The following is a 25,960-nucleotide window of genomic DNA, read 5'->3' as shown; positions in this document are numbered from 1 at the left end:
CTTTACCACAAGGGAACCATGGCGTGCTCGACCGGCCCCGGCGCAACCGGGCTCCGTCACGTCAGGTCGCCGCCAGTCTTCCCCTGCTTTTCGCGCCGCCGGCATTAAACCGGGCCGCCACATCTGCTAGCGTTTTGGCATGAACATGCACATGCCGACAGATAACGACGCCCAGGAGACGACGACGCCTGCGCCCGCCACGGCCGGCGTTACGCCGATGATGGAGCAATTTATCGAGATCAAGGCGGCGAACCCGGATTCGCTGCTGTTCTACCGCATGGGCGATTTCTACGAGCTGTTCTTCGACGATGCGGAGAAGGCGAGCCAGGCGCTCGGCATCGTTTTGACCAAGCGCGGCAAGCACCAGGGCAACGACATCCCGATGTGCGGCGTGCCGGTGCATGCGGCGGACGATTATCTGCAGAAGCTGATCGCGCAAGGTTTTCGCGTTGCCGTCTGCGAGCAGATCGAGGACCCGGCCGAAGCCAAGAAACGCGGCTCCAAATCGGTGGTGCGGCGCGATGTGGTGCGGCTGGTCACGCCGGGCACGATCACCGAGGACAAGCTGCTCGCGCCCTCGGAATCGAGCTTCCTGATGGCGCTCGGCCGCGTGAAGGGAGGCGCGACCAGCCAGGCCGGCTTTGCGCTGGCCTGGATCGACATTTCGACCGGCGCCTTCCGCGTTGCCGAGACGAGCGCCGAGCGGCTGCTTGCCGACATCTTCCGCGTCGACCCGCGCGAATTGATCGTCGCAGAGCCGGTTTTCCATGATCCGGAGCTCCGGCCGGTCTTCGACGTGCTGGGCCGGGTCGCCAACCCGCAGCCGCCTTCGCTGTTCGATTCGGCTTCGGCCACAAGTCGCATCGCGCGCTTCTTCCAGGTTGCGACGCCCGACAGTTTCGGCACCTTCTCACGCGCGGAACTATCGGCGATTTCCGGTGCCATTGCTTACGTCGAAAAGACGCAAAAAGCCGAACGCCCGCCGCTGTCGCGCCCCGAGCGCGAGGAGCAGGGCTCGACGCTGTTCATCGATCCGGCGACCCGCGCCAATCTGGAACTGCTGCGCACGCTGTCCGGCAGCCGCGACGGCTCGCTGTTCAAGGCTATCGACCGCACCGTCACGGGCGGCGGCGCGCGACTGCTCGCCGACCGACTGATGGCGCCGCTGACCGACCCGATGGCAATCGCGGCCAGGCTGGATTCGGTGTCGTTCTTCCGCTCCGAGACGCGGCTTTGCCAGGACCTGCGGGCGAGCCTCAAAAGCGTCGCCGACATGCCGCGCGCGCTGTCCCGGCTGGCGCTCAACCGCGGCGGACCGCGCGATCTGGGCGCGCTGCGCGCCGGCTTCGAGGCGGCCGCCGCAATCGCCGAATTGTTCGCGGCGGCCGATCTGCCCGCCGAACTCGCCGCGGCACTGGCCGCGATTCACGCCTTGCCCGCGGCGCTTGCCCGCCACCTCAGCGAAGCGCTCGACGACGAGCTGCCGCTGATCAGACGCGACGGCGGCTTCGTGCGGTCGAGCTACAATGCCGAGCTCGACGAGATGCGGGCATTGCGCGACGAATCGCGAAAAGTGATCGCCGGGCTGGAGCGCTCGCTGATCGAGGAAACCGGCATCCGCTCGCTAAAAATCCGGCACAACAATGTGCTGGGCTATTATATCGAGGTTACGGCCAACCATCATTCGATCATGACCGGCAGCGACGCCGCCAAGGCGCGCTTCATCCATCGCCAGACCATGGCCAACGCCATGCGTTTCACCACGACCGAACTGGCGGAGCTGGAATCGAAGATCGCCAACGCCGCTAACCGGGCGCTGAGCATCGAGCTCGCCGCCTTCGACCGGCTGACGGCGGAGGTGGTGGGCGAGGCCGAACCAATCCGCGCCGGTGCGGACGCGCTGGCGGTTCTGGATGTTTCGTCTGCCCTGGCATTGCTTTCCGAAAGCGAGGGCTGGTGCCGGCCGCTGGTGGACTCCAGCCTCGCCTTCGAAATTGCCGGCGGGCGCCACCCGGTGGTCGAACAGGCGCTCAGGCGTTCCGGCGACGGCCCGTTCGTCGCCAATGATTGCGACCTGTCGCCCCAAGGCGGCGCCAAGGCCGGCGCGATCTGGCTGCTCACCGGCCCGAATATGGGCGGTAAGTCGACATTCCTCAGGCAGAACGCGCTGATTGCCCTCCTCGCCCAGACCGGCTCCTTCGTGCCGGCGCAAAGCGCCCATATCGGCGTGGTCGACCGGCTGTTCTCGCGCGTCGGCGCCTCGGACGACCTGGCGCGGGGCCGCTCGACCTTCATGGTCGAGATGGTCGAGACGGCGGCGATCCTCAATCAGGCCGGCGAGCGGGCGCTGGTGATCCTCGACGAGATCGGCCGCGGCACGGCAACTTTCGACGGGTTGTCGATCGCCTGGGCGGCGGTCGAATATCTGCATGAGAAGAACCGCTGCCGGGCAATCTTTGCCACGCATTTCCATGAGATGACGGCGCTGGCCGGCAAGCTCCCGCGGCTTCACAACGTCACCATGCGGGTGAAGGAATGGGAAGGCGACGTCGTCTTCCTGCACGAGGTCGGCAAGGGTGCCGCCGACCGCTCCTACGGCGTGCAGGTGGCACGGCTCGCCGGACTGCCCGAGGAGGTCGTCGCCCGCGCCAAGGAAGTTCTGCATCAGCTTGAGGAAGGCGAGGTTTCGGGCAAGACCAACCGGCTCGTCGACGACTTGCCGCTGTTTTCGGTGGCGGTGAAGCGGGAAGCGCCAAAGCCGGTCAAGAGCGATGCGCTGGGCGACGCGCTCGGCGCGATCAACCCCGACGAGATGACGCCGCGCGAGGCGCTGGAGGCGCTATACCGGCTGAAGGGGTTAGCAACGAAGCAGTAGAACCAGGCGTGGCCGTTGACTCATTGTACCGATCGGTACAATGTCGGTTATCGACATCGGAACCGACAGGAGATCTCATGAGCCGTCCGCCATTGCCGCCCTTCACGGCCGAGACGGCGGCGCAAAAGGTGCGCCTTGCGGAGGATGCCTGGAACAGCCGCGACCCCGAACGGGTTTCGCTCGCCTATACCGAGGACAGCAGTTGGCGCAACCGGGCCGAATTCATCGCAGGCCGCGCCGAGATCGTCGGCTTCCTCAGGCGCAAATGGGCGCGCGAGCTGGATTATCGTCTGATCAAGGAGGTCTGGACCTGGAACCGCAACCGCATCGCGGTGCGCTTCGCCTATGAATGGCGTGACGACAGCGGCCACTGGTTCCGCTCCTACGGCAACGAGAACTGGGAATTTGACGACGCCGGGCTGATGCGCCGGCGCGTGGCAAGCATCAACGACCTGCCGATTGCCGAAAGCGAGCGGAAATATCATTGGCCGCTCGGCCGCCGACCGGATGATCATCCCGGCCTTTCGGAACTCGGGCTTTAGAGCATGATCCCAAAAAGTGTGTAGCGGTTTTTTGGAAAAGATCATGTTCAAACAAGAACGCTAAGCATGCGACGCATCGCTCCGGACCGCGACCAGTTGCTGGCGATCGTGGCCGAAGTCTTCCGCGAGCACGGATATGAGGGCGCCAGCCTGGCCTCGATCGGCGAGGCGACGGGGCTCGGCAAGGGGAGCCTCTACCACTTCTTTCCCGGCGGCAAGGAGGAGATGGCGAGAGCCGTCATTGCCCATATCGACGGCTGGTTCGAGGACAATGTGTTCGCGCCGCTGCGCGACGGCGCCGATCCGTCGGCCGGGATCGAGCAGATGCTCGCGGCGACGGACAGCTATTTCCGCTCCGGGCGGCGCGTCTGTCTTATCGGCGCCTTCGCGCTTGATGAATCGCGCGACCTCTTCGCCGGCCAGATAAGCGACTATTTCGGCCGCTGGGTCACGCATCTGGCCGATGCGCTGGCGCGATCCGGGCAGCAACCGGACGAAGCCAGCGAACTGGCCGAGGAAGCCGTCGCCGCCATTCAGGGCGCACTCACGCTTGCCCGCGCCGCGGCCGAAACCGATCTGTTTTCCCGCGCGTTGCGAAGGATCCGCAAGCGGCTGGGCGTCCCGGTAAGCGGCTAGATCATTTCCAGGCCGCGCTTGCGCGTCGGCGGCGGGAAGGCGCGGTCGAGCTCGGCAAGATCTTCCGCCGTCAGAGCGATGTCGAGCGCGGCGGCGTTCTGGCGGACATGCTCCTGGCGACCGGCCTTCGGGATTGCGATGACGCCGTCCTGCATCATTATCCAGGCAAGCGCGATCTGCGCGGCCGTGGCGTTGTGTCGGGCGGCGACCGCCTCGAGCCGCGCATTGCGGGCCAGCGCGCCCTGCTCCACCGGCGAATAGGCCATCAGCGGTATGCGGCGCCGCCGGCTCCACGGCGCAAGGTCGAATTCGAGCCCGCGCCGCGACAGGTTGTAAAGCACCTGGTTGGCCTGGACATTGCCGCCGGACGGCAGACTGACAAGATTCTCCATCTCGTCCATGTCGAAATTGCTGACGCCCCAGTGGCGGATCTTGCCTTCAGCCTTCAGCGCCTCGAACGCCTCCACGGTTTCGGACAGCGGCACGTTGCCCGGCCAGTGCAGCAGATAGAGATCGATACGATCGGTGGCGAGGCGCTTCAGGCTGGCCTCGCAGGCGCGCTTCACGCCGGCTCGCGAGGCGTTGGAGGGCAAAACCTTGGAGACCAGGAAGGTCTCGTCGCGGCGCCCCGCGATGGCCTCCGCCACCACTTCCTCGGCGCCGCCGCTGGCATACATTTCGGCGGTGTCGATCAGCGTGATGCCAAGGTCGAGCCCGAGCTTCAGCGCCGCGACCTCGTCGGCGCGGCGGCGCCGGTCCTCACCCATCTTCCAAGTGCCTTGGCCCAGCACCGGAACGGCTTCGCCGGACGGCAGCTTGAGGGTTCTGACTGTTGACGGCATGGCTTTCTCCGCGTAGGGCCGGATCGCAGCACAGCCAAAATCGGAAATCCAGACCAAAGCCGCCTGGCTGCCTGGATTTCCCGGAGTGGGTTAGAGCGGTTCAGCGTTTCGCGGAATCGCCGAACCGCTCTAAGTATTTGTTTCTTCGCAATTTCCAGACGGAAAACCGCTACACACTTTTCCTGGAATTGCTCTAGTTCGCCGGGTGCTTGGCGAGCCAGTCCTGCATCTCCTTGATCTCGGCTTCCTGCGCCTTGACCACGCCTTCGGCGAGCTTGCGAATTTCGGGATCCTTGCCATTGGCGATCACCACCTTGGCCATGTCGATCGCGCCCTGATGATGCGGGATCATGCCGCGGACGAAGTCGACATCGGCATTGCCGGTGTATTTGATCGCCATGTCCTTGTGCATCTTCTTCATCGCCTTCTCGTAGCCGACGGTGGCCGGGCTCTGGGCGCCCATCGCCATCTTGGACATGTCGTGCTTCATCTCCTCCGACGAGGCCGGCACGCTTTCCAGGAAGACGGCAAGCAGCATTCCGGCGGCCATCAGCAGCAGCACGATTTTCTTGGCCAGGGTCATTCAAGCTCTCCTTGTGGTTGGGGTTCGTATCTGGGGGTTTTGCTCAGAGTTTCAACGTTCTCAGCCGCAAGGCATTGGCGATGACCGACACCGACGACAGGCTCATTGCCGCCGCGGCGATCATCGGCGACAGCAATGTGCCGGTGAGCGGATAGAGCACGCCGGCCGCGACCGGCACGCCGAGCACGTTGTAGAGGAAGGCGAAGAACAGGTTCTGGCGGATGTTGCGGATCGTCGCCTGGGCGAGCGTGCGCGCCCTGACGATGCCGTTCAAGTCGCCCTTGACCAGCGTGATGCCGGCGCTTTCGACGGCGACGTCGGCGCCGGTCCCCATGGCGATGCCGACATCGGCGGCGGCCAGCGCCGGCGCGTCGTTGACGCCGTCACCGGCCATGGCGACGACAGCGCGCTTGGCACGCAGTTCCTCGATCAGCCCGCCCTTCTCATCTGGCAGCAACCCGGCGCGGACCTCGTCGATGCCGAGCCTGCCGGCGATCGCTTTTGCCGTGCGCTCGTTGTCGCCAGTGGCCATGATGATCTTCAGGCCCTTGTCGTGCAGCGCCTTGATCGCCTCGGCCGTCGTTGCCTTTACGGGATCGGCGACAGCGACGATGCCGGCGAAGCTGCCGCCGACGGCCACGAACATGGCCGTCTTGCCGTCGGCCTGCAGCGCCTCGGCATCGGCCGCCGGCGTTTGGACGCCGAGATCAGCCATCATCGCTGCATTGCCGAGCGCGACCTTCCGGCCCGACACCATGCCAGAAACGCCCTTGCCGGTGACGGCTTCGAAACCGACGGCATCGGCCAGCTTCAAGCCGCGCGCGGCGGCCCCCTCGACGATCGCCTCGGCCAGCGGATGCTCCGAGCCCTTTTCAAGCGCGGCGGCGAGGCCCAGCAGCTCGTTCTCATCGATGCCGTCGGCCGCAACGACGTCGGTCAGCCGCGGCTTGCCCTCCGTCAGCGTGCCGGTCTTGTCGACGATCAGCGTGTCGACGGCGGCGAAGCGCTCGAGCGCCGCGGCTTCCTTGATCAGCACGCCGGCATGCGCGCCGCGCCCTGTCGCCGTCATGATCGACATCGGGGTGGCGAGGCCAAGCGCACAGGGACAGGCGATGATCAGCACCGACACCGCCGAGACGACGGCGAAGATCAGGCTCGGTTCGGGGCCGAAGATCGACCAGGCGATGAAGGCCAGGATCGCCACCAGCACGACGACCGGGACGAAATAGAAGGACACGCGGTCGGCCAGCCCCTGGATCGGCGCCCGCGAGCGCTGCGCCTTGGCGACCAGCTCGACGATGCGCGACAGCGTGGTTTCCGCGCCGACCTTCTCCGCCCGCATGACCAGCGAGCCGTTCTTGTTCAGCGTGCCGCCGGTGAGTGTGTCGCCTTCCGTCTTTTCGACCGGCAGCGGTTCGCCGGTGATCATGGATTCGTCGATCGCCGAGCGGCCCTCCAGCACGATGCCGTCGACCGGTACCGCATCGCCGGGGCGGACGCGCAAGCGGTCACCCGACTTGACGCTGTCGAGCGGCACGTCCTTCTCGGAGCCTTCGGCGCCGATCAGCCGGGCCGTCTTCGGCGCAAGGTCGAGCAGGGCGCGGATAGCCGAGCCGGTGCGCTCGCGGGCGCGCAGCTCCAGCACCTGTCCAAGGAAGACCAGCGCGACGATGACGGCAGCGGCCTCGAAATAGACCGGGACCGCACCGTCATGGCCGCGGAACTGATGCGGGAAGACGTCCGGGAACAATGTCGCGACGAGGCTGAAGAGATAGGCAGCGCCGACGCCCAAGGAAATCAGCGTCCACATATTCGGGCTGCGGTTGAGGATCGATTCCCAGCCGCGATGAAAGAACGGAAACGCCGCCCACAGCACCACCGGGCTCGCCAGCGCCAACTCTATCCCGGTCTTGGTGTGACCGTCGATGAGGGTTTCGAAGCTGAAGCCCAGCATCGGCGCCATGGCGACGATCAGGAGAGGCACCGAGAGCACCGCGCTGACCCAGAAGCGGCGCGTGAAATCGACGAGCTCGGGGTTAGGGCCTTCATCGCCTGTCGGCACGCCTATCGGCTCAAGCGCCATGCCGCAGATCGGGCAGGAACCTGGCTTGTCGCGGATGATCTCGGGATGCATCGGACAGGTGTACTGCGTGCCCCTCGGCATCGGCTGCGGCTCGGGCCGGCCGGCGAGATATTTTGCCGGCTCCGCCTCGAACTTGGCCTTGCAACCGGCGGAGCAGAAATAGAAGCCCTGCCCTTCATGGCGAACGAAGTGCTTCGCACTCGCGCGGTCGACGCTCATGCCGCAGACGGGGTCCGTGGCCGTCAGGTAGCTCTCAGGCTCGGCCTGGAATTTCGTGCGGCAGCGCTCGCTGCAGAAATGAGAGGTCCGGCCGCCATGCTCGGCCGTCGGCTTGCCGGCGGCCGGATCGACCGTCATGCCGCAGACAGGATCGCGAATCACCGGCTCGCCGACGGGCGCGGTGTTCTTCGCGGAGCAGCAGGCGTCGCCATGCGCATGATGGTGGTGATGGTCGGAATGGGTCATCAGCAATGCCTCCGAATTCTCGAATTGAGGCGGAGGTAGTCCTTCCAGTAACTGGAAGGTCAAGGGGCGGTTTCGACTTTTGCGAAAATCGGCCGGGGCGATTGCGGTACGCCTCGCCGCGCGATGGCAATCGTGGCCGCAGGCCCATACACAGCGCCGCGAAAACAGGCTATAGACGCCGCCGAATGGCAAAGATCTCCTTGAAACTCGACGAAATCATCGATGGCGACGCGCTACGCCGCGACTTGACCGCGCTGACGGCGGCGAGCGCCGGCGACGGTTCAGGCCCGGCTGTTCGCACGGCCGTCCTCCAGTTGCTCAAGGCCAGGATGGCCGAAGGGCGAAAGATCGCCGAGGCCATGCTCAAGCAGGATGGCGGCGGCAATGCCTGCGCCGAGCGGCTCTCGCATCTGATGGATGATCTGATCCGGGCGCTCTATGATTTCGCAGCCACCCATATCTACCGCGTCAAGAACCGGTCCGCGGCCGAGCGCATGGCGGTCGTGGCCGTCGGCGGCTATGGCCGCGGCACGCTGGCGCCGGGCTCCGACATCGACCTGCTTTTCCTGCTGCCCTACAAGCAGACCCCATGGGGCGAGCAGATCGTCGAATACATGCTCTACATGCTGTGGGACATGGGCCTGAAAGTCGGCCACGCCACCCGCAACATCGACGAGTGCCTGAGGCTGTCGCGCAGCGACATCACCATCCGCACGTCGATCCTGGAAGCGCGTTTCCTGTGGGGCGAACGCAAGCTCTATGACGAGTTGCTGACCCGCTTCGACCATGAGGTGGTTCGCACGACCGGGCCGGAATATGTTCAGGCCAAGCTTGCCGAGCGCGACGAGCGCCACGCCAAGGCCGGCGAAAGCCGCTATCTGGTCGAGCCCAACGTCAAGGACGGCAAGGGCGGGTTGCGCGACCTGCAGACGCTGTTCTGGATCGGCAAATATTTCTACCGCGTGCGCACCGGCGAGGAACTGGTCGAGAAAGGCGTTTTCACCCAGGCCGAATATCGCGAGTTCCAGAAGGCCGAGGATTTCCTGTGGGCGGTGCGCTGCCACATGCATTTCCTCACCGGCAAGGCGGAAGAGCGGCTGCATTTCGACATCCAGCGCGAGATCGCCGAGGGGCTGGGCTATACGACGCATCCCGGCCTGTCCGCAGTCGAGCGCTTCATGAAGCACTATTTCCTGGTCGCCAAGGATGTCGGCGACCTCACCCGCATCTTCTGCGCCGCGCTCGAGGAAGAGCAGGCCAAGCATGTGCCGGGCTTCAACCGCATCTTCCTCACCTTCCAGCGGCGCAAGCGCAAACTTGCCGGCACGTCCGACTTCATCGTCGACAATCACCGCATCAACGTCGCCGACGACAGCGTGTTCGAGCGCGACCCAGTGAACCTGCTCAGGCTGTTCTGGTTCGCCGACAAGCACGGATTGGAGTTCCATCCCGATGCGCTGAAGCTGCTCACCCGTTCGCTGGGCCTGGTCAACAAGTCGCTCCGGCGCGACGAGGAAGCCAACCGGCTGTTCCTCGACATATTGACCTCGGACCGCAACGCCGAACTCAATCTGCGGCGCATGAACGAAGCGGGACTGCTCGGCCGGCTGATCCCCGACTTCGGCAAGATCGTCGCCATGATGCAGTTCTCGATGTACCATCACTACACGGTGGACGAGCATCTGATCCGCTGCATCGGCGTGCTGGCCGAGATCGAGCGCGGCGACGGCGCCAAGGTGCATCCGCTGTCGCATACGCTGATGCCGGGACTGAAGAAGAGCCGCGAGGCGCTCTATGTTGCCGTGCTTTTGCACGACATCGCAAAGGGCAGGCCGGAAGACCATTCGGAAGCCGGCGCCAGGATTGCCCGGCGCATCTGCCCGCATATGGGGCTGTCGGCGGCCGACACCGAGACCGTCGCCTGGCTGGTCGAGAACCACCTGGTGATGTCGATGACCGCGCAAACGCGCGACCTCAACGACCGCAAGACGATCGAGGATTTCGCCTCGATCGTGCAGTCGGTCGAGCGGCTGAAGCTGCTTTTGATCCTCACGGTCTGCGACATACGCGGTGTTGGGCCCGGCGTGTGGAATGGCTGGAAAGGCCAGCTGCTGCGCACGCTTTATTTCGAGACCGAGCTGCTTCTGACCGGCGGTTTTTCCGAAGTGTCGCGCGCCGAGCGCACGGCGGCGGCGCGCGAGCGGTTGGCTGAGGCGCTGTCCGCCTGGCCGGCGAAGGAGCGCAAGCGCTATGTCGCCCAGCATTACGAGAACTATCTGCTGACCGTCGACCTGCCCGACCAGCTGCGCCATGCCGAATTCATCCGCGAGGCGGATGGGGCAGGCAAGAAGCTCGCCACCATGGTCAAGACGCATGAGTTCGAGGCGGTGACGGAGATCACCGTACTGGCGCCGGACCATCCGCGCCTGCTGTCGATCATCGCGGGAGCTTGCGCCGCGGCGGGCGGCAACATCGTCGACGCGCAGATCTTCACCACCTCGGACGGCCGCGCGCTGGACAGTATCCTGATCTCCCGCGAGTTCGACCGCGACGAGGACGAGCGCCGCCGCGCCGAGCGCGTCGGCCGGCTGATCGAGGACGTGCTGTCAGGCAAGAGCTGGCTGCCCGAGATGATCGAGAAGCGGACCAAGCCGAAGCGCGGCGCCAAGGCTTTCCGGATTCCGCCGCGCGCCGAGATCCGGAACACGCTGTCGAACCGCTTCTCGGTGATCGAGGTCGAGGGTCTGGACCGGCCGGGGCTTTTGTCCGAGATCACCGGAACGATCTCCGACCTTTCGCTCGACATCGCCTCGGCGCATATCACCACTTTCGGCGAGAAGGTCATCGATACGTTCTACGTCACCGACCTGACCGGACAAAAGATCGACAGTCCGACGCGGACCGCCGCCATCCACAAGCGGCTGATCGATACGCTGGAAGGCAGTTCGTCGGAACGCAACGGCAAGGCCAAGGCGGCGGCCGAGTGACCATCCATTTGACGCAATTTTTCTGGCAGTCATTCCCAGCATGAGCCTCGTCAAGAAATTCGCCACCGTCGCGTCCGGCACGCTGATGAGCCGCGCGCTGGGCTTTGGCCGTGAGATGCTGATGGCGGCGGCACTCGGCACCGGGCCGGTCGCCGATGCCTTCAACGCGGCCTTCCAGTTTCCCAACACCTTCCGCCGGCTGTTCGCCGAAGGCGCCTTCAACGCCGCTTTCGTGCCGCTCTTCGCCAAGGAGATCGAGCAGCACGGCACCGATGGCGCCAAGCGCTTTTCGGAGGAAGTGTTCGGCGTGCTGTTCTCGGCGCTTTTGGCGCTGACGATCGCGATGGAACTCGCGATGCCGCTGATCGTGCGCTACCTGGTGGCGCCGGGCTTTGCCGACATTCCGGGCAAGTTCGAGACGACCGTACGGCTTGCGACGATCATGTTCCCGTACCTGATCTGCATGTCGCTCGGCGCCATGATGGCGGGCATGCTGAACTCGCTGCGCCGCTATTTCGCGGCGGCGATCGCGCCCGCCTGCCTCAACATCATCCTGATCAGCGTGCTCGCCTATGCCTGGTATCATGGGCTCGACGCGCATGATGTCGGCTTCGGCCTGTCGTGGGGCGTGTTGGCGGCGGGCATCGTGCAGTTGGCGATCGTCTGGATCGCGGTGCGCCATGCCGGCATCTCGATCGGCTTCCGTCGGCCGAAGATGACGCCCAACGTCAAGCGGCTGCTGATCCTGGCGCTGCCGGCGGCGATCACCGGCGGCATCACCCAGATCAACCAGCTGATCGGCACGGCGATCGCTTCGGCGCAGAACAGCGCCGTGTCCTCGCTCGCCTATGCCGATCGCATCTACCAGCTGCCGCTCGGCGTCGTCGGCGTGGCCGTCGCCATCGTGCTGTTGCCGGAACTGTCGCGGGCGCTGAAATCGGGAAATCTGGTCGAGGCGGCCAATCTGCAGAACCGCTCGGTCGAGTTCACCTTGTTCATGACCTTGCCGGCGGCGGCGGCGCTCTGGGTGATGTCCGAGCCTATCGTGCGGCTGGTCTATGAGCGCGGTGCCTTCGCCGCCAACCATTCTACGCCGATCGTTGCCTCGATCCTGGCGATCTTCGGCCTCGGCCTGCCGGCCTTCGTGCTGATCAAGGCCTTCACGCCAGGCTATTTCGCGCGCGAGGATACGCGCACGCCGATGATCTTCGCCGCCATCTCGGTCGGCGTGAATGTCGCCACGGCGCTCACCCTGTTCCCGTCGATGGGCGCGCCTGGCATCGCGGTGGCTTCGGCCGTCGCGGGATGGGTCAACGCACTGATGCTGCTCGCCATGCTGATCAGGCGCGGCCATTGGGGCCGCGACGTCCCGCTCTTGAAGCGCATTCCGCGGCTGGTGCTCTCCGCCGTAATTATGGCCGTGGCGCTTTACTTCGCCGAGCACTACTTCGCCGCACGGCTCGGACCCGGCTCGCCGCTGGTGGTGAAGGCGACAACGGTGCTTGGGCTGGTTGGCGGAGGCGCCGCGCTTTACTTCATCGCCGCCTTCGGCACCGGCGGCGCCGACTTCGGCATGATCCGCAGGAACGTGAAACGGGGCTCGGGGAAATCTGCGCCGCGGGAATCGAATACTGGCCTGGACGAATAACTCGAGCTGGCTTGCAGCAACACCGGTCTTGATCCCCTCGCGCCCTTCGTCCATAAGCGCGCCGTCGCAAGACTTTCGCCGCGCGCGGTTTCCAGCCGCGTGATTGGCTCCAAAAAGTCTGCAACTTTTTGGAATCACGCTTATACGGCCCTCCACAAGCCCTGAGGAAATCATGTCCGCCTTCAAGCCACTCGTCTTTTCAGGCGTCCAGCCGACCGGCAATCTGCATCTCGGCAATTATCTCGGCGCCATCAAGAAATTCGTCGCCCTCCAGGAACAGTCCGACTGCATCTATTGCGTCGTCGACCTTCATTCGCTGACGGCGCAGCTCGTGCATCAGGACCTGGGTGACCAGACGCGCTCGATCACCGCGGCGTTCCTTGCCTCCGGCATCGACCCGAGGAAGCACATCGTCTTCAACCAGTCGCGGGTCATCCAGCATGCCGAGCTTGCCTGGATTTTCAACTGCGTGGCGCGCATCGGCTGGATGTACCGCATGACGCAGTTCAAGGATAAAGCCGGCAAGGACCGCGAGAACGCCTCGCTCGGCCTGCTCGCCTATCCGAGCCTGATGGCCGCCGACATCCTGCTCTACCGCGCCACCCATGTGCCGGTGGGCGAGGACCAGAAGCAGCATCTGGAGCTCACCCGCGACATCGCGCAGAAATTCAACAACGACTTCTCCGAGAAGATCGCAGCACTTGGCGTCGGCGTCGAAATGCGGGTCGGCGAAGAGACGGTGAACGGCTATTTCCCGATCACCGAACCGGTGATCGGCGGTCCGGCGGCGCGCATCATGAGCCTGCGCGACGGCTCCAAGAAAATGTCGAAGTCGGACCCGTCCGACCTGTCGCGCATCAACCTGACCGATGACGCCGACACCATCTCGAAGAAGATCCGCAAGGCCAAGACCGATCCGGAGGCCTTGCCGAGCGAGATCGACGGACTGGAAAGCCGGCCCGAGGCGGAAAACCTGGTCGGCATCTATGCCGGCCTCGCCGAGATCTCGAAGGAAGACGTGCTGAAGGAATATGGCGGCCAGCAGTTTTCCGTGTTCAAGCCGGCGCTTGCCGATCTGGCCGTGGAGAAGCTGGCGCCGATCGCTTCCGAGATGCGCCGGATCGAGGGTGACCGCGCCTATGTCGACGCCGTGCTCAAGGATGGCGGCGAGCGGGCCCGCGCAATCGCCGAGGGCACGATGAAGACGGTTCGCGACATCATCGGCCTGCTGCAGGACTGATCGAGCGGTCTTGCTGAGCCATCGCCATGCCGGCCGGCGGCTTGCCGCCGGCTCCTGGCGGTGGCAGATTGCGGCCGAACCATACCGAGCAGATAGAAATGGTCTCCAAACGCCTCAGCCGCGAAGCCGGCCATCGCCGCAAGTTCCTGGCGATCATCGACGACACGCCGGAATGCGAGCGCGCCGTCGCCTACGCCTCGAAGCGGGCGCAGCACACCGGCGGCGTGCTGGTGCTGCTCTATGTCATCGAGCCGGACGATTTCCAGCACTGGCTTGGCGTGGAAAAGATCATGCGCGAGGAAGCCAACGCGACGGCGCGCGGAGCGCTCGACGGCTACGCCAACAAGGTGCGTCAGAGCGTCGGCATCGAGCCGGAGCTGGTGGTGCGCGAGGGCAAGCCGACCGAAGAGATCCACAAGCTGATCGAGGAAGACCAGGACATTGCCATCCTGGTGCTGGCGGCCGGCGCCGGCAAGGAAGGTCCGGGACCGCTGGTCAGCGCGGTTGCCGGCCGCGGCGCGGCCTTTCCGATTCCGGTGACGGTCGTGCCGCAGAACCTGTCCGACGAAGAGATCGACAGCCTGGCCTGATTTGCGAAGGCCCTCCGGCCAGCGCTGGGCTTCTCACCCGCGGCGCATAATACCCAAGCCGACACAAGAATAACGCCACCCTTGGCCGGCGTTTGCGGCGCGCCATTTGGAATCATGTGCATTCCAATGGAGGGCCGATGACCGAAACAGAACAACGGGCAGGCCGACGCGAACAATCGAGGGCGAAAGCGACGGGCGCCGAACCACCAGCGCGGCCGCGCCCGCAATCGGCCCGAGCCCAGGAAAAAGCCCGGCAGACGCCTCGTGCGCAGCAAGAGCGCAAGCATCGGGTGCTTACCAAGGGCCACCCGGCGATGGTCGACAGCATCGCCGGAGCGATCACCGTCAAGAGCCTCGATCTGTATTACGTCATCGCCGCCGATGCGCAGATACCTGTAAGCGAAGGGCACGGCTTCGGGCTCTATTTTCATGACTGCCGCTTCATCGGCGGCTATCAGATGACTTTGGCCGGCCTGACGCCGATCGTCCTGGCCTCGACCGCTCAGAAAGGGTACGCGGCACTCTTCGAGCTGACCAACCCCGACCTGCACTCCAACAAGGATCGATTGATCCCCAAGGACGAACTCGGCATTCGCTGGGAACGCATTCTGGACGCCGAACAGACATGCGTCAGGGAAGTCTTGACCATCCAGAATCTGGGACATGAGGCGCACGAGTTTCCGCTGAGCCTGCAGTTCGGCGCCGGCTTCGAGGACATCTTCAACGTCCGCGGGCTGGTGCGGCAAAATCTCGGCAGGGCCGAACGGCCCGCCTGGCGGGACGGCAGGCTGCATTTCGCCTATCACGGCGCCGACCGGCTCCGCAGGATGGCGACGGTCGCATTCTCGCCCCGCCCTGACGCCACGCACAAGACGGCGGCCGAATTCCAGATCGACGTGCCGGCCGGAGCCACACGAACCATCGCGGTGACCATCGCCTTGGAGGAACAGCCGGAGGACGCCGAGGCCGGGCAACTGGATCAGCGTCCGGCGGCCACACTCGAGGGCGTTGCCGGCAAACTCCGGACGAATTCCGAAGAATGGCTGGAGCAGCATACGAAGCTCGACAGCGACAGCCTTCTGCTCAACAGCATCATGGAGAGATCCCTGCGCGATGTCGCGATGCTGCGCTCGGAGTTGGGGAGGCGTGAATATTTTGCCGCCGGCGTGCCATGGTTCGTTGCCCTGTTCGGGCGAGACAGCCTGATCGTCGCGCTGGAAATGCTGGCCTTCCAGCCGGAGATCGCCGCCCAGACGCTCCGCCTCCTGGCCAGCTATCAGGGAAGCCGTACGGATCGATGGCGGGAGGAGCAGCCCGGCAAGATCCTGCACGAACTGCGCGTCGGCGAGCTCGCGCGCGCCGGCGATGTCCCTCATGCCAGGTTCTATGGCACGGTGGACGCTACCCCGCTCTTCCTGTTGCTTCTCGGCCGTCATGCCGCCTGGACCGGCGATCTCGACCTGTTTCGCGAATTGCAGGCGCCGGTGGAAAAGGCGTTGGATTGGATCGCCAAGGCGGGAGACTACCATGGCGAGGGCTACGTTAAATACCGGAGCAGTTCCACCGAGGGTCTCATCAACCAGGGATGGAAGGACTCGGGCGACGCGATCGTGAGAGCCGATGGCAGCCTCGCCAGACCGCCGGTCGCCCTCGTCGAGGTGCAGGGCTATGTCTTTGCCGCCAAACAGGCCATCGCCGACCTCTATGAGCGCAACGGCGAAGCTGACCGCGCAAGACAGCTTCGCCAAGAGGCCGACAGGCTTCGAATACGCTTCAACCGCGACTTCTGGTGCGAGGACCAAGGGATCTTCGCCCTCGCGCTGGAAGCAAGAAGCCGCCCGGTCGCGGTCGTTTCCTCGAACCCCGGACATGCGTTGTGGTGCGGTATCGCGGACCGCGACAAGGGCCGCCGTTCCGTGGCGCGGCTGATGCGGGACGACATGTTCAACGGCTGGGGCGTGCGCACGCTTGCCACCTCGGAAAGGCGCTACAATCCCGTCGGCTACCACCTCGGAACGGTCTGGCCGCACGACAATGCGCTGGTGGCGGCCGGCTGCCGGCAACATGGCGAGGACGAGGCGGCGCTGCGCATCTTCACGGGCATCGCCGAGGCTGCGATGCACTTTCGTCATCACAGGCTGCCCGAAGCGATGGCGGGCTTTCCGCGCAACGATTTCCAGGTGCCGGTACATTACCCGGTGGCTTGCCACCCGCAGGCCTGGGCGGCCGGAACAGCGCCCTTCCTGCTGACGGTGTGCCTTGGCCTGGAACCCGACGGTTTCGCGAACAAGCTGCGGATCGTGCGGCCGCGGATGCCCGGTTTCGTGAATCGTATCGCGCTTCGCGGATTGCGTGTCGGCAAGGGCAGCGCCGATCTCGAATTCAGGCGAACGGATGGCGGCGCCGAGGTCAATGTCCTGCAGACGAGTGGACAATTGACCGTCGAAGTCGGAGGATGAGGGCTGCCATGGTTCGAACCTCCAGCCATGGCAAAAACATTCCGCCAGCCAGCCGTTCCGGCGACGCGTTTCGCTTGAATGTCCAGCCGATAGAGCCTATTTAGAATTATTCCAAACTATCGGCCCGCGAAGGGCTTGGAGATACCCATGTTCATCCAGACCGAATCGACGCCGAACCCGGCAACGCTGAAATTCCTGCCGGGCAAGGAAGTGCTGCGCGAAGGCACCGCCGATTTCCGCAACGCCGAAGCCGCGGCGGAGGCCTCGCCGCTGGCCGGCCGTCTGTTCGAGATCCCGGGCGTCACCGGCGTTTTCTTCGGCTATGACTTCATCACCGTGACCAAGGACGGCCCTGACTGGCAGCATCTGAAGCCGGCGATCCTCGGCGCCATCATGGAGCATTTCATGTCCGGCGCGCCGGTCATGGCCTCGGCCGCTCCGGCGAGCGACGCCGGCGGCACCGCCGAGTTCTACGACAAGGCAGACGAAGAGCTGGTGCTGACCATCAAGGAACTGCTCGACACGCGCGTGCGCCCAGCCGTTGCCCAGGACGGCGGCGACATCACCTTCCGCGGTTTCGAGAACGGCACGGTGTTCCTGCATATGAAGGGCGCCTGCGCCGGCTGCCCGTCGTCGACGGCGACGCTGAAGCACGGCATCCAGAACCTGCTTCGCCATTTCGTTCCCGAAGTGCAGCAGGTCGAGCAAGTCGCCTGACGCATTCCCGGCCGGTTGCTGCGCAACCAGCCCTATCGCAAAAACAAAAAACCGGGCCCCAACAGCCCGGTTTTCTGTTTTCAGGACGTCTTGTGTTGCCTAGACGGTCCGCCTGCGAAACTTTTTAGTTGACCATGATCTTTTCCGAAAACCGGTTCCCACTTTTCGGGATCATGGTCCTTACAACACGATGACCTTGGCGCCGACCGACGTGCGGTCGTAGAGGTCGATAATATCCTGGTTCATCAGCCGGATGCAGCCCGACGACATCGCCTTGCCGATCGAGAACCATTCCGGGCTGCCATGCAGGCGATAGCCCATGTCGCCGCCCTTGTTGAAGAGATACATGGCACGCGCGCCGAGCGGGTTCTTCAGGCCCGGCTCCATGCCGCCGGCGAATTTGGCGAGCTCGGGCTGGCGCTTGATCATCGGCGCTGGCGGCGTCCAGGTCGGCCATTCGCGCTTCAGCGCGATATGAGCGGTGCCGTGCCATTCAAAACCTTCGCGGCCGACGCCGATGCCATAGCGCATCGCCATGCCGTCGCCTTCGACAAAATAGAGGAACTTGTTCTGGGTATCGACGATGATGGTGCCCGGCTTCTCCGAAGTGTCATAGCGCACTTCCTGCCGATGATATTTGGCGGGCACCTTCTCGATCGGAATACGCGGCAGCTGATAGCCGGCATCGGTCATCGCGCCATAGTTGTTGGTGAAGATTTGCCCGCCGATGGTGCTGCACCCGCTGATCGCGGCCGACAGCGCAAGAGCGGCGAGGATTGCAAATGACTTCAAGCGCATGAATTGGTCCGATGCCCCGCCTGGATGCCAGCGGCACGAGTCGGCCGCTTTGTTGTCATCATTCATGCTGGCATTTCTTTTGCTTGCCAAGCGCGCACTGCCTATATGCAAGACCTTACGCGCCGGTAAGTGCCGAACTGCGGCATTTCCGCAACAGGCCTCACCGGATTGTGAAACAAAATCAATGAGGCGGTTCATAGAGCCGCCTGGGTTCGAGGAGAGCGTCATGAATGTCGGTGATGCCGCCGAGCGTTCCGGCCTGCCGGCCAAGACCATCCGCTACTATGAGGAGATCGGTCTGATCCGCCCGGCGCGGGCCGAGAACGGCTATCGCGATTACTCGGGCGAGGATATCCACCGGCTGGCCTTCCTGCGCCGCGCGCGCAATCTCGGCTTCTCAATCGACGATTGCAGGCAGCTTATGGCGCTCTATCAGGATCGCGACCGCGCCAGCCACGACGTGCGCGAGATCGCCGCCGCCCATGTCAGGGCGATCGAGGAGAAGGTGCGCGAATTGCAGTCGATGCGCTCGACGCTGCAGAAGCTGATCCATGCCTGCCACGGCGACGACCGGCCGGACTGCCCGATCCTGGACGACATGGCGGGAGCGGCCTGAGGCCCAAGGCCTGTCAGCGCTTCCAGAAATCGCGGTGCGGGGCGAGCATCTCGTCTGCGATTTCGGGAAAGGGGCCGAAGACCTCGATCTTCTTCTGGCCGGAGGCGAAGACGGTGCGCGAGGCGAGATTCATCGTCGGATTCTCCGCATGATCCCCGGTGAGCGCCAAGAGGCTGGTTTCCTCGACCCCGTAGACCAGGCGCCCGATATTCGCCCAGTCCATCGTGCCGGCGCACATCGCGCACGGTTCGAAGGTCGAGACCAGTGTGCATTGCCACAGGAACTCCGGCTCATAGGCCGCCGCGGCGCGACGGGCCAACTCGGTCTCGGCATGGCGCACCGTGTCGAGATTGCCCTGCCGCATCAAAACGCGGTCGTCCGGCCCGACCAGCACGCAGCCGAACGGATGCCCATGCGCCGCCGCCTCGCGCGCGACAGCATCCGCGGACCTAAGGTGGGCGAGCATCTGATCGCGGGTCATGGGAAATCCTCTTACGGCGAGATTGCTGCCAAGGAATATGATTAGCAATAATTAATCTTCGCTCGACTACGGCTCGAACGTCCCCATTTGGCTTTGCGCTCCGCCTATTCTGATTTTGGTGCTATTCTGACGACCGCACAAATGAGATTGCCGGCCATGGGTTTCCAGGACGACATCGAACGTGTCGAGCAGCACATCCGCGAGATCGAACAGCGGATCGAGCGCCAGCGCGCGGTCATCACCCAAGCGGAAGAGAACGGCCTGCCGACAGACGGTCCGAGCAACTTCCTGTGGTTCCTGAAAGAGGCATTGAGCCTGAGCCGCGACCACCTCGCCAGGCTTCTGGCGGATGAATTTCGAGCGAGGGACTCACGGTAAGGAGCCAGCATTCGGGCGGGCGGGGCGGCTATCGCGGTGAACGCCTAGCGTGTCAGCGACCCTTGTAGATATACCGGAGCGGCAGAGCTACGAGCGCGCCTAAAATTGCAACCAGCAGGAACCAATAGAGATATGGGTCTTCAACCCGATCCAAGGTTACCAAGCCGCCGCCGTGCTTTGGGATGGTGGCCTTCCCCGTCCATAGCCAAAAGGCGACAAATGCGCCGCCAACAAGCACCTCGGCGATGAGAATACCTCTGATGATTGGTGAGTGCTGACTTTTGTCGGCCATGGCTGCTCCTGAGTTCCCGTAAGTTGGCATGGCTTGGCCTGTCAAATTATATAATCGCCTGCGTAAAGGCGATTATCTGGCTGACAAACCCAAACCGATTACGTAGGGTAAACGGCATAGGAGTTAGCCATGTCCGTTCTGTCCCGCCCCGAATTCCATGACGAAGCCAAGGCTTTCGGGCATGTCGAATCCATACTGTGGCCGAATGGTCCTGTTTGCCCCAAGTGCGGTAGCGTTGATCGCCACTATGCTTTGAAAGGCGTTCGCACCAAGCCTTCCAAAAAGAACCCGAACGGTGTCGAGCGCCACGGCCTGTACAAATGCAGCGCCTGCCGTTCGCAGTTCACCGTCCGCATGGGCACGATCTTCGAGGAAAGCCATCTGCCGCTCACCAAGTGGCTACAGGCCATCCACCTTATGTGCGCCTCTAAGAAGGGTATCAGCGCACACCAGATGCACCGCATACTCGAATGCACCTATGAGGCCGCTTGGTTCCTGTGCCATCGCATTCGCCTTGCTATGGCCTCTGGCGAGCTTGCTCTGATGGGCGGCAACGGCAAGACCGTTGAGGCCGACGAAACGTATATCGGTCATTTGCAGGGCTCTCCCGTCAAGCGTGGTGGCAGCGCCCACAAGAACACTGTTGTCACGCTTGTCGAGCGCGGCGGCAAGGCCCGTTCCTTCCATGTCGATACCGCCCGCATGGGCAACGTCATGCCCATCGTCCGCGCGAACATCGCCAAGGAAAGCGCGCTCATGACCGACGAAAGCGGCATCTATCGCCAGGTCAGCCGGGATTTCGCCTCGCATGAATTTGTCACGCACTCCAAGAATATGTTCGCGGCAACGTCCACACCAACACCGTTGAAGGCTTCTTCTCGATCTTCAAGCGCGGCATGAAGGGCGTCTACCAGCATTGCAGCGAACACCATCTGCACCGCTTGCCGAGTTTGATTTCCGCTATTCGAACCGCGTCGCGCTTGGTATCGATGACGGCACCCGCGCTTTCATCGCCTTGAACGGCGTGAAGGGTAAGCGCCTCACCTATCGCAGACCTGCTTGACGATAAGCGCAGGCACTGCCGCAAGCCGACTCTGGCGATGTGCTACCGCAAGAAAAAGCCGGGGATCTAGTCCCCGGCAAGTTAGGTTGATCGGAACGGCAAGGCGGCTACGCCGCTAGCGCCGTCTTATCGGCTTCGAAAATGGCCGCAGACGGATTCGATGCGTCCGAAACGGAAGCGCGTGTAGGGATTGACCCATACCATCGCAACACCTTCTTTTCAGAGCGGGGGCCTTGAAAAGAGGCGGCAGAGATGCGATTCTAGGGTGTGAACTCTAGTGGTCGCGGGGCCTCTACCGCCCTTTTCGACTGCTGGTCATCTGGGCCGCATTCCCGTTGAAGCCGGGTTTGCGGCCTTTCTATTAGTCTCCCCTCTAACGCCGATGGCCGGAGCGCGAGAGGCTGCTGGTTCCGTTCATTCCCTATCCTCATGGAATCATGTTGGCGGCTTGCCGCGCGTGGCAATAGGACACATCTGCGTCCGACCGTCAATGCCTAACCTTCGTGCGGCGGCGCGCTAACCTCCATAATGCATAAAATCAGGCCATTGCCATTTTCTGCATATTTCTATATGAGAGCTATCCAAGGTTCTAACATTGTTCTGTTCATTTTTTGAAAGAAGGATGCCTCCGGGATGAACACAGAGTTTGAACATCAGGAAGAGCAGACAACCGAAGAAAGTTCGGGATCGATGGAACGTGAACGTTCCACGATACAATTCCCCTACATGTCCCTATCGGACGCGCTTGAAGTCGTTCGGAAGCTTCATGAGAACGTGGGACAGGGAGAGGCCACAGAGGACCAGTTGGCCGCTTGGATGAACCTGAGCCCCAAAAGCAGCGGGTTCCGAGTCCGCATCGGCACTACTCGAATGTTCGGGCTCATGGAACCGAATGGGCCGGGCCTCAAGTTAACACCGCTCGGACGTATGTCCGCCGACCCAACTCAAGAGCGCAAGGCCAAGGTAGAGGCCTTCCTGACGGTTCCTCTCTACAAGCTCGTATATGAGAATTATAAAGGCGGAGTTGTGCCGCCTGCGGCTGCTTTCGAGCGCGATATCAAAACCTGGGGCGTAGCGGCCAAACAGACATCACGGGCTCGTCAAGCCTTGGAACGATCCGCTGAGGAAGCGGGATTTTACGAGAGTGGCCGCAATCGCTTGGTCGTACCCGCATCTGCATCGTTCAGGGCAAACGATGACGGAGTAGGCAAGGGTGGTAGTGGTGGAGGATCAAGTGGCGGGGGCGATACGCCGACTTTGGATCCCATCATTAAGGGATTGATAGATCGCCTGCCCCCTCCGGGTTCAAATTGGACAAAAGCTAAGCGGAAACTCTGGCTTCAAATCCTCGAAAATAGCTTTGATTTGGTTTATGAGGACGACAGCGACAAAGGAGACGCTTTCCAGTGACCAAGAAGCCCGCCCCAAGGGCGGAGGAATCACAAGTCGAGAAGTTTCGCAAAGCCGCGCGGGAACTTGGAACTGACCAATCGGACGAAGCCTTTGAGTCCGCTCTAGGCAAGATCGCTCACGCGCCGAAGCTCACCAATGCGCAGATAAAGGAACTGGCGCGGCGGAAGCGCGAAGGGAAATAATTATCCGTCAATTGCCCTGAAACATTCCAGAGTAGCCCTTATCGGGCGTTCCGGCTGTATGCTCGAATACAAGTTGGCAAATCCACATCCCGGCGTCTAGAACGACTTCGTTCTGCCCAAAATTAAACATTTCTAATTGAATGCGATTGTTGAACCCGGCGTGTACGATAGGAGCCGTAACGTGGACGCTTACTCCGAGCCTTGCCAGTGAACTTTTCCCCTCAACCCTAGCTGCGAGACGGGATGTGTAGGGAATGTTAACCCTCTGCTTTGTCCACGCTAGCACGAAACGACCAGGTTGCAGGGCGAAGGTGGGCGACTGTTGTTTTACCTGAAGACCGGCAACTGCTGCGTAGCTGTAACCTGGGGCGCCGGGTCGAATTGAAAGGCCGTTAATTTGAGGCCAAGTCGCAAAATTATCGTCTAGAGTTAGATCAATACTAGTTGAGGAAATTGCGATTGTGAGATGGGGCTCGGGGTCAATGACGATCTGCTTTTGCTGCAAAGCTATTCGGATCTCTCTATCCGTCAGTATCATTGACCCCTCCCAAACGGGCTTAGGCAGCCTTGCTGCTAAATTGAGAATCCGCCACCCAAATTCTCCATCTGCCGGAGGCCGATTCTGTAGGCAACTCAATCAAAACCTTATCCGACGTGCTGACAATAGGGGGGCCAACTTCCAGAAAACCATTATTGACAAGACCCTTATATACAGCAACCTCCTCCTGAGTCCCTTCCGCGGTTTGAATTTTAACAATCGTCTCTAGGGGGCCGGGACCATCCATTATGGGCGTGCATTTTAAAAACATTCTTGACCTCCTGTAGCGGGCTTCATTTTTCAAGGTTTTCGCCAAACTGGGCCAACGGACCTGATTTGCCTATCCGCCCAGCTTGTTTTCAACACCTTTCCTTGCTCCAGCCTGACTGCAGAACAAAGCAGGAACATTATGCCTAATTTCCTCAAACAATCGAATCACGTTTTGTTCTCATAATCGAACGCAAGGGTTAATGATCCGTTCCTTGGTTTGTCAACCAGATAATCGCCGGCCCGACAGGGGTTCAAACCGTGAACAAAATCTGGCATGGTGCCTCCCATGCCACTCGTTTCCCCGATTTCCCTCAACCCGTTGATTGACGGCCGCCAGTCGGAGCGCGCCATGCTGGTGCGCCGCGGCGTGCAGCGGCTGCTTGCCGAAATGGGCGCGCATGTGATGCCGGAGCTTTCCCTGGCCACAGGGCGGCGCGCCGATCTCGTGGCGCTGACCAGGCAGGGCGACATCTGGATCATCGAGATCAAATCCTCGATCGAGGATTTCAGGGCCGACCGCAAATGGCCGGACTACCGGCTGCATTCCGACCGCTTCTTCTTCGCCACCCATCCCGGCGTTCCCCAGGACATCTTCCCCGAGGAATGCGGCTTCATCCTTTCAGACGGCTATGACGCCGAGATCCTGCGCGATGCACCCGAGCACCGCATGGCGGCTCCGACGCGCAAGGCGCTGATGCTGCGGATTGCCCGCGCGGGCGCCGCGCGGCTCCTGGCGGCCGAGCTTGCCGGCGTGGCGGTGCCGGCGCTGGATGGCGAGAGCGAGTAGCGTCTGTTCCTCGCCGCACTAGGCGGAAGAGGAAATAGCCGTTGCAGCCTGACCTATTCCACTTCCTCTTCCGCCCCGCCGGCCGCCGCCGTTAGCAGGACGGCGGCGCCGAGCAGCGCGGCAATCAGCGAGCCGGCAAGGATGCCGACCTTCACCGTGTCCTGGAGCGCCGGGTCGCCGGCGAAGGCGAGCAGGCCGATGAACAGGCTCATGGTGAAGCCGATGCCGCAAAGCAGCGAAATGCCCAGCATATGCAGCCAGCCGGCATTGGCCGGCAGGTCGGCGAGGCCGAAGCGGATCGCCAGCGCCGAGGAGCCGAAAACGCCGACCAGCTTGCCGAGAACCAGGCCGGCGGCGACGCCCAGCGTCAGCGGCTCGACAAGGGCTGCAAAGCTCAGGCCGCCGAGCGAGACGCCGGCATTGGCGAAGCCGAAGATCGGAATGACGAGAAACGGCACAAGCTTGTGCAGTCCGTGCTCCAGCCGGTGCAACGGCGAATGTTCTGTTTCGTGGCCGATGCCGGGCGAACGCTCCAGCGGAATGGTGAGCGCCAGCGCGACGCCGGCGAGCGTGGCATGCACGCCCGATTTCAGCACCAGCACCCACAAGACGACGCCGAGCAGGAGATACGGCCAGAGCTTCATGGCCTGCATGCGGTTGAGCACGACGAGCAAGGCGATGACGACGAAGGCGGCGGTCAGATAAGTGAGCGACAGGCCGCTGGTGTAGAACAGCGCGATGATGATGACGGCGCCGAGATCGTCGATGATGGCCAGAGCGGTGAGGAAGACCTTCAGCGAAGCGGGCACACGGCTGCCGAGCAGCGACAGCACGCCCAGCGCGAAGGCGATGTCGGTGGCGGTGGGGATCGCCCAGCCGGAGAGCGCTGCCTGATTTTCGCGGTTGACCAAGACATAGACCAGCGCCGGCACCGCCATGCCGCCGGCAGCGGCAATGCCCGGCAGCACGCGGCGGGGCCAGGTCGAGAGCTGCCCGTCGAGCATCTCGCGCTTGATCTCCAGCCCGACCAGCAGGAAGAACACCGCCATCAGCCCGTCATTGATCCAGTGCGAGACGCTGAGCGGCCCGAGATAGGCGTGCAAGACGGCGAAATAGGTTTCAGCCAAAGGCGAGTTGGCGACGATCAGCGCAAGAGCTGCGGCCACCATCAGGATGATGCCGCCGGCGGCCTCACCATCGAGGAAATCGCGCAGGATCGATTTCGACCGTTCGTCTCGCATGGTCCCTCCGCCCGTCACCCCGACCTGACGGCCGGAAACCTATAACGTAATGATGCGCAGCCCCGCTGGCGAAGCAAGCCTGCTTCGGAAGTTGGCCGAAACGCCCGTCGCTTCGTCATCCACGGGCGAAGCAAGCGAAGCGACGCGGCGCAGACCGGAGGATCCTGTGTGTTGGTTCTGGTGTATGGTTGAAGTGGGAAGGAGGCCGAGTGGATCCTGGTCGTCCTTTCGGAC

At 63.0% G+C, this 25,960-nt stretch carries 23 protein-coding genes and 1 pseudogene; 15 read left to right on the top strand and 9 right to left on the bottom strand.

Annotated features, from left to right (window positions below; translation table 11 throughout):
- Positions 1 to 145 precede the first annotated feature (145 nt).
- From mutS to LB528_RS11380, 3 genes are all read left to right on the top strand, one after another.
- Positions 146 to 2,875 (top strand): DNA mismatch repair protein MutS, encoded by a 2,730-nt coding sequence (gene mutS / locus LB528_RS11390; RefSeq protein WP_411962147.1) that lies wholly within the window; start codon positions 146 to 148, stop codon positions 2,873 to 2,875.
- A gap of 77 nt (positions 2,876 to 2,952) precedes the next feature.
- Positions 2,953 to 3,417, top strand: a complete 465-nt coding sequence (locus LB528_RS11385) for a DUF1348 family protein (protein WP_224714933.1) — start codon at positions 2,953 to 2,955, stop codon at positions 3,415 to 3,417.
- A gap of 66 nt (positions 3,418 to 3,483) precedes the next feature.
- Positions 3,484 to 4,053 carry a TetR/AcrR family transcriptional regulator gene (locus LB528_RS11380; protein ID WP_224714932.1) on the top strand — a complete coding sequence of 190 codons (570 nt, stop codon included), beginning with the start codon at positions 3,484 to 3,486 and terminating at the stop codon, positions 4,051 to 4,053.
- Here LB528_RS11380 and LB528_RS11375 read toward each other — a convergent pair.
- From LB528_RS11375 to LB528_RS11365, 3 genes are all read right to left on the bottom strand, one after another.
- On the bottom strand, positions 4,050 to 4,895 hold the full coding sequence (locus LB528_RS11375) for an aldo/keto reductase (protein ID WP_224714931.1): 846 nt from the start codon (positions 4,893 to 4,895) through the stop codon (positions 4,050 to 4,052). The two genes, LB528_RS11380 and LB528_RS11375, sit on opposite strands and share 4 nt — an antisense overlap.
- A 193-nt stretch (positions 4,896 to 5,088) precedes the next feature.
- Positions 5,089 to 5,478, bottom strand: a complete 390-nt coding sequence (locus tag LB528_RS11370) for a DUF305 domain-containing protein (protein ID WP_224714930.1) — start codon at positions 5,476 to 5,478, stop codon at positions 5,089 to 5,091.
- A gap of 43 nt (positions 5,479 to 5,521) precedes the next feature.
- A complete protein-coding gene (locus LB528_RS11365; RefSeq protein ID WP_224714929.1) occupies positions 5,522 to 8,026 on the bottom strand; it encodes a heavy metal translocating P-type ATPase in 2,505 nt (834 codons plus the stop codon).
- A 185-nt stretch (positions 8,027 to 8,211) separates the two neighbouring features.
- Here LB528_RS11365 and LB528_RS11360 point away from each other — a divergent pair, with 185 nt between their 5' ends.
- The 6 genes from LB528_RS11360 to LB528_RS11335 all read left to right on the top strand — a co-directional run bounded on the left by LB528_RS11360 (position 8,212) and on the right by LB528_RS11335 (position 17,667).
- The gene (locus tag LB528_RS11360) at positions 8,212 to 11,013 is read left to right on the top strand and encodes a [protein-PII] uridylyltransferase (RefSeq protein ID WP_224714928.1); all 2,802 of its coding nucleotides are present in this window, start codon (positions 8,212 to 8,214) and stop codon (positions 11,011 to 11,013) included.
- A gap of 40 nt (positions 11,014 to 11,053) precedes the next feature.
- Complete coding sequence (murJ, locus tag LB528_RS11355; protein ID WP_224714927.1) at positions 11,054 to 12,661, top strand: murein biosynthesis integral membrane protein MurJ; 1,608 nt, start codon at positions 11,054 to 11,056, stop codon at positions 12,659 to 12,661.
- Between the two features lie 172 nt (positions 12,662 to 12,833).
- Positions 12,834 to 13,901 carry a tryptophan--tRNA ligase gene (gene trpS / locus LB528_RS11350; protein ID WP_224511531.1) on the top strand — a complete coding sequence of 356 codons (1,068 nt, stop codon included), beginning with the start codon at positions 12,834 to 12,836 and terminating at the stop codon, positions 13,899 to 13,901.
- A 98-nt stretch (positions 13,902 to 13,999) separates the two neighbouring features.
- Positions 14,000 to 14,491: a universal stress protein gene (locus tag LB528_RS11345; RefSeq protein WP_224511534.1), complete on the top strand. Its 492-nt coding sequence runs from the start codon at positions 14,000 to 14,002 to the stop codon at positions 14,489 to 14,491.
- Between the two features lie 290 nt (positions 14,492 to 14,781).
- The gene (locus tag LB528_RS11340) at positions 14,782 to 16,950 is read left to right on the top strand and encodes a glycogen debranching N-terminal domain-containing protein (RefSeq protein WP_224714926.1); all 2,169 of its coding nucleotides are present in this window, start codon (positions 14,782 to 14,784) and stop codon (positions 16,948 to 16,950) included.
- A gap of 147 nt (positions 16,951 to 17,097) precedes the next feature.
- Positions 17,098 to 17,667, top strand: a complete 570-nt coding sequence (locus tag LB528_RS11335; RefSeq protein ID WP_224511537.1) for a NifU family protein — start codon at positions 17,098 to 17,100, stop codon at positions 17,665 to 17,667.
- Between the two features lie 180 nt (positions 17,668 to 17,847).
- Here the strand turns inward: LB528_RS11335 and LB528_RS11330 are convergent, their stop codons facing one another.
- The gene (locus LB528_RS11330; RefSeq protein ID WP_224511539.1) at positions 17,848 to 18,465 is read right to left on the bottom strand and encodes a L,D-transpeptidase; all 618 of its coding nucleotides are present in this window, start codon (positions 18,463 to 18,465) and stop codon (positions 17,848 to 17,850) included.
- Between the two features lie 226 nt (positions 18,466 to 18,691).
- On the opposite strand from LB528_RS11330, the gene cueR reads away from it, so the two are divergent.
- Positions 18,692 to 19,081 carry a Cu(I)-responsive transcriptional regulator gene (cueR, locus tag LB528_RS11325; protein ID WP_224511540.1) on the top strand — a complete coding sequence of 130 codons (390 nt, stop codon included), beginning with the start codon at positions 18,692 to 18,694 and terminating at the stop codon, positions 19,079 to 19,081.
- A 13-nt stretch (positions 19,082 to 19,094) separates the two neighbouring features.
- Here cueR and LB528_RS11320 read toward each other — a convergent pair whose 3' ends face one another.
- Positions 19,095 to 19,562 carry a nucleoside deaminase gene (locus LB528_RS11320; protein ID WP_224714925.1) on the bottom strand — a complete coding sequence of 156 codons (468 nt, stop codon included), beginning with the start codon at positions 19,560 to 19,562 and terminating at the stop codon, positions 19,095 to 19,097.
- Positions 19,563 to 19,718: 156 nt separating this feature from the next.
- On the opposite strand from LB528_RS11320, the gene LB528_RS11315 reads away from it, so the two are divergent.
- Positions 19,719 to 19,940: a hypothetical protein gene (locus tag LB528_RS11315; RefSeq protein WP_224714924.1), complete on the top strand. Its 222-nt coding sequence runs from the start codon at positions 19,719 to 19,721 to the stop codon at positions 19,938 to 19,940.
- A gap of 52 nt (positions 19,941 to 19,992) precedes the next feature.
- Here LB528_RS11315 and LB528_RS11310 read toward each other — a convergent pair whose 3' ends face one another.
- The gene (locus LB528_RS11310) at positions 19,993 to 20,232 is read right to left on the bottom strand and encodes a hypothetical protein (protein ID WP_224714923.1); all 240 of its coding nucleotides are present in this window, start codon (positions 20,230 to 20,232) and stop codon (positions 19,993 to 19,995) included.
- Positions 20,233 to 20,361: 129 nt separating this feature from the next.
- Here LB528_RS11310 and LB528_RS11305 point away from each other — a divergent pair.
- From LB528_RS11305 to LB528_RS11295, 3 genes and pseudogenes are all read left to right on the top strand, one after another.
- A pseudogene (locus LB528_RS11305) lies at positions 20,362 to 21,295 on the top strand (IS1595 family transposase).
- Between the two features lie 633 nt (positions 21,296 to 21,928).
- Positions 21,929 to 22,705, top strand: a complete 777-nt coding sequence (locus LB528_RS11300) for a hypothetical protein (protein ID WP_224714922.1) — start codon at positions 21,929 to 21,931, stop codon at positions 22,703 to 22,705.
- Positions 22,702 to 22,890 (top strand): hypothetical protein, encoded by a 189-nt coding sequence (locus LB528_RS11295; protein WP_224714921.1) that lies wholly within the window; start codon positions 22,702 to 22,704, stop codon positions 22,888 to 22,890. The genes LB528_RS11300 and LB528_RS11295 overlap by 4 nt, the downstream gene beginning before the upstream one ends.
- A gap of 7 nt (positions 22,891 to 22,897) precedes the next feature.
- Here the strand turns inward: LB528_RS11295 and dcd are convergent, their stop codons facing one another.
- Both dcd and LB528_RS11285 read right to left on the bottom strand, forming a co-directional pair.
- The gene (gene dcd / locus LB528_RS11290; protein WP_224714920.1) at positions 22,898 to 23,428 is read right to left on the bottom strand and encodes a dCTP deaminase; all 531 of its coding nucleotides are present in this window, start codon (positions 23,426 to 23,428) and stop codon (positions 22,898 to 22,900) included.
- Positions 23,429 to 23,447: 19 nt separating this feature from the next.
- Entirely contained in the window at positions 23,448 to 23,732 is a 285-nt protein-coding gene (locus tag LB528_RS11285; RefSeq protein WP_131802866.1) for a hypothetical protein, read from the bottom strand.
- Positions 23,733 to 23,984: 252 nt separating this feature from the next.
- Here LB528_RS11285 and LB528_RS11280 point away from each other — a divergent pair, with 252 nt between their 5' ends.
- The gene (locus tag LB528_RS11280) at positions 23,985 to 24,485 is read left to right on the top strand and encodes an MmcB family DNA repair protein (RefSeq protein WP_224714919.1); all 501 of its coding nucleotides are present in this window, start codon (positions 23,985 to 23,987) and stop codon (positions 24,483 to 24,485) included.
- Positions 24,486 to 24,538: 53 nt separating this feature from the next.
- On the opposite strand, the gene nhaA is transcribed toward LB528_RS11280, so the two are convergent.
- A complete protein-coding gene (nhaA, locus tag LB528_RS11275; RefSeq protein WP_224714918.1) occupies positions 24,539 to 25,726 on the bottom strand; it encodes a Na+/H+ antiporter NhaA in 1,188 nt (395 codons plus the stop codon).
- Positions 25,727 to 25,960: the final 234 nt, after the last annotated feature.

It is taken from the genome of Mesorhizobium sp. CA4 (genome assembly GCF_020165075.1).
Classification (GTDB): Bacteria; Pseudomonadota; Alphaproteobacteria; order Rhizobiales; family Rhizobiaceae; genus Mesorhizobium.
This window is presented reverse-complemented; position numbering and strand designations above follow the sequence as displayed.

Coding starts and splice junctions, on each gene's coding strand:
- dcd (WP_224714920.1), bottom strand. CDS start 23,428: ATGATACTGACGGATAGAGAGATCCGAATAGCTTTGCAGCAAAAGCAG.
- LB528_RS11300 (WP_224714922.1), top strand. CDS start 21,929: ATGAACACAGAGTTTGAACATCAGGAAGAGCAGACAACCGAAGAAAGT.
- murJ (WP_224714927.1), top strand. CDS start 11,054: ATGAGCCTCGTCAAGAAATTCGCCACCGTCGCGTCCGGCACGCTGATG.
- trpS (WP_224511531.1), top strand. CDS start 12,834: ATGTCCGCCTTCAAGCCACTCGTCTTTTCAGGCGTCCAGCCGACCGGC.
- LB528_RS11345 (WP_224511534.1), top strand. CDS start 14,000: ATGGTCTCCAAACGCCTCAGCCGCGAAGCCGGCCATCGCCGCAAGTTC.
- cueR (WP_224511540.1), top strand. CDS start 18,692: ATGAATGTCGGTGATGCCGCCGAGCGTTCCGGCCTGCCGGCCAAGACC.
- nhaA (WP_224714918.1), bottom strand. CDS start 25,726: ATGCGAGACGAACGGTCGAAATCGATCCTGCGCGATTTCCTCGATGGT.
- LB528_RS11310 (WP_224714923.1), bottom strand. CDS start 20,232: ATGGCCGACAAAAGTCAGCACTCACCAATCATCAGAGGTATTCTCATC.
- LB528_RS11315 (WP_224714924.1), top strand. CDS start 19,719: ATGGGTTTCCAGGACGACATCGAACGTGTCGAGCAGCACATCCGCGAG.
- LB528_RS11365 (WP_224714929.1), bottom strand. CDS start 8,026: ATGACCCATTCCGACCATCACCACCATCATGCGCATGGCGACGCCTGC.
- mutS (WP_411962147.1), top strand. CDS start 146: ATGCACATGCCGACAGATAACGACGCCCAGGAGACGACGACGCCTGCG.
- LB528_RS11320 (WP_224714925.1), bottom strand. CDS start 19,562: ATGACCCGCGATCAGATGCTCGCCCACCTTAGGTCCGCGGATGCTGTC.
- LB528_RS11360 (WP_224714928.1), top strand. CDS start 8,212: ATGGCAAAGATCTCCTTGAAACTCGACGAAATCATCGATGGCGACGCG.
- LB528_RS11375 (WP_224714931.1), bottom strand. CDS start 4,895: ATGCCGTCAACAGTCAGAACCCTCAAGCTGCCGTCCGGCGAAGCCGTT.
- LB528_RS11380 (WP_224714932.1), top strand. CDS start 3,484: ATGCGACGCATCGCTCCGGACCGCGACCAGTTGCTGGCGATCGTGGCC.
- LB528_RS11335 (WP_224511537.1), top strand. CDS start 17,098: ATGTTCATCCAGACCGAATCGACGCCGAACCCGGCAACGCTGAAATTC.
- LB528_RS11370 (WP_224714930.1), bottom strand. CDS start 5,478: ATGACCCTGGCCAAGAAAATCGTGCTGCTGCTGATGGCCGCCGGAATG.
- LB528_RS11385 (WP_224714933.1), top strand. CDS start 2,953: ATGAGCCGTCCGCCATTGCCGCCCTTCACGGCCGAGACGGCGGCGCAA.
- LB528_RS11330 (WP_224511539.1), bottom strand. CDS start 18,465: ATGCGCTTGAAGTCATTTGCAATCCTCGCCGCTCTTGCGCTGTCGGCC.
- LB528_RS11280 (WP_224714919.1), top strand. CDS start 23,985: ATGCCACTCGTTTCCCCGATTTCCCTCAACCCGTTGATTGACGGCCGC.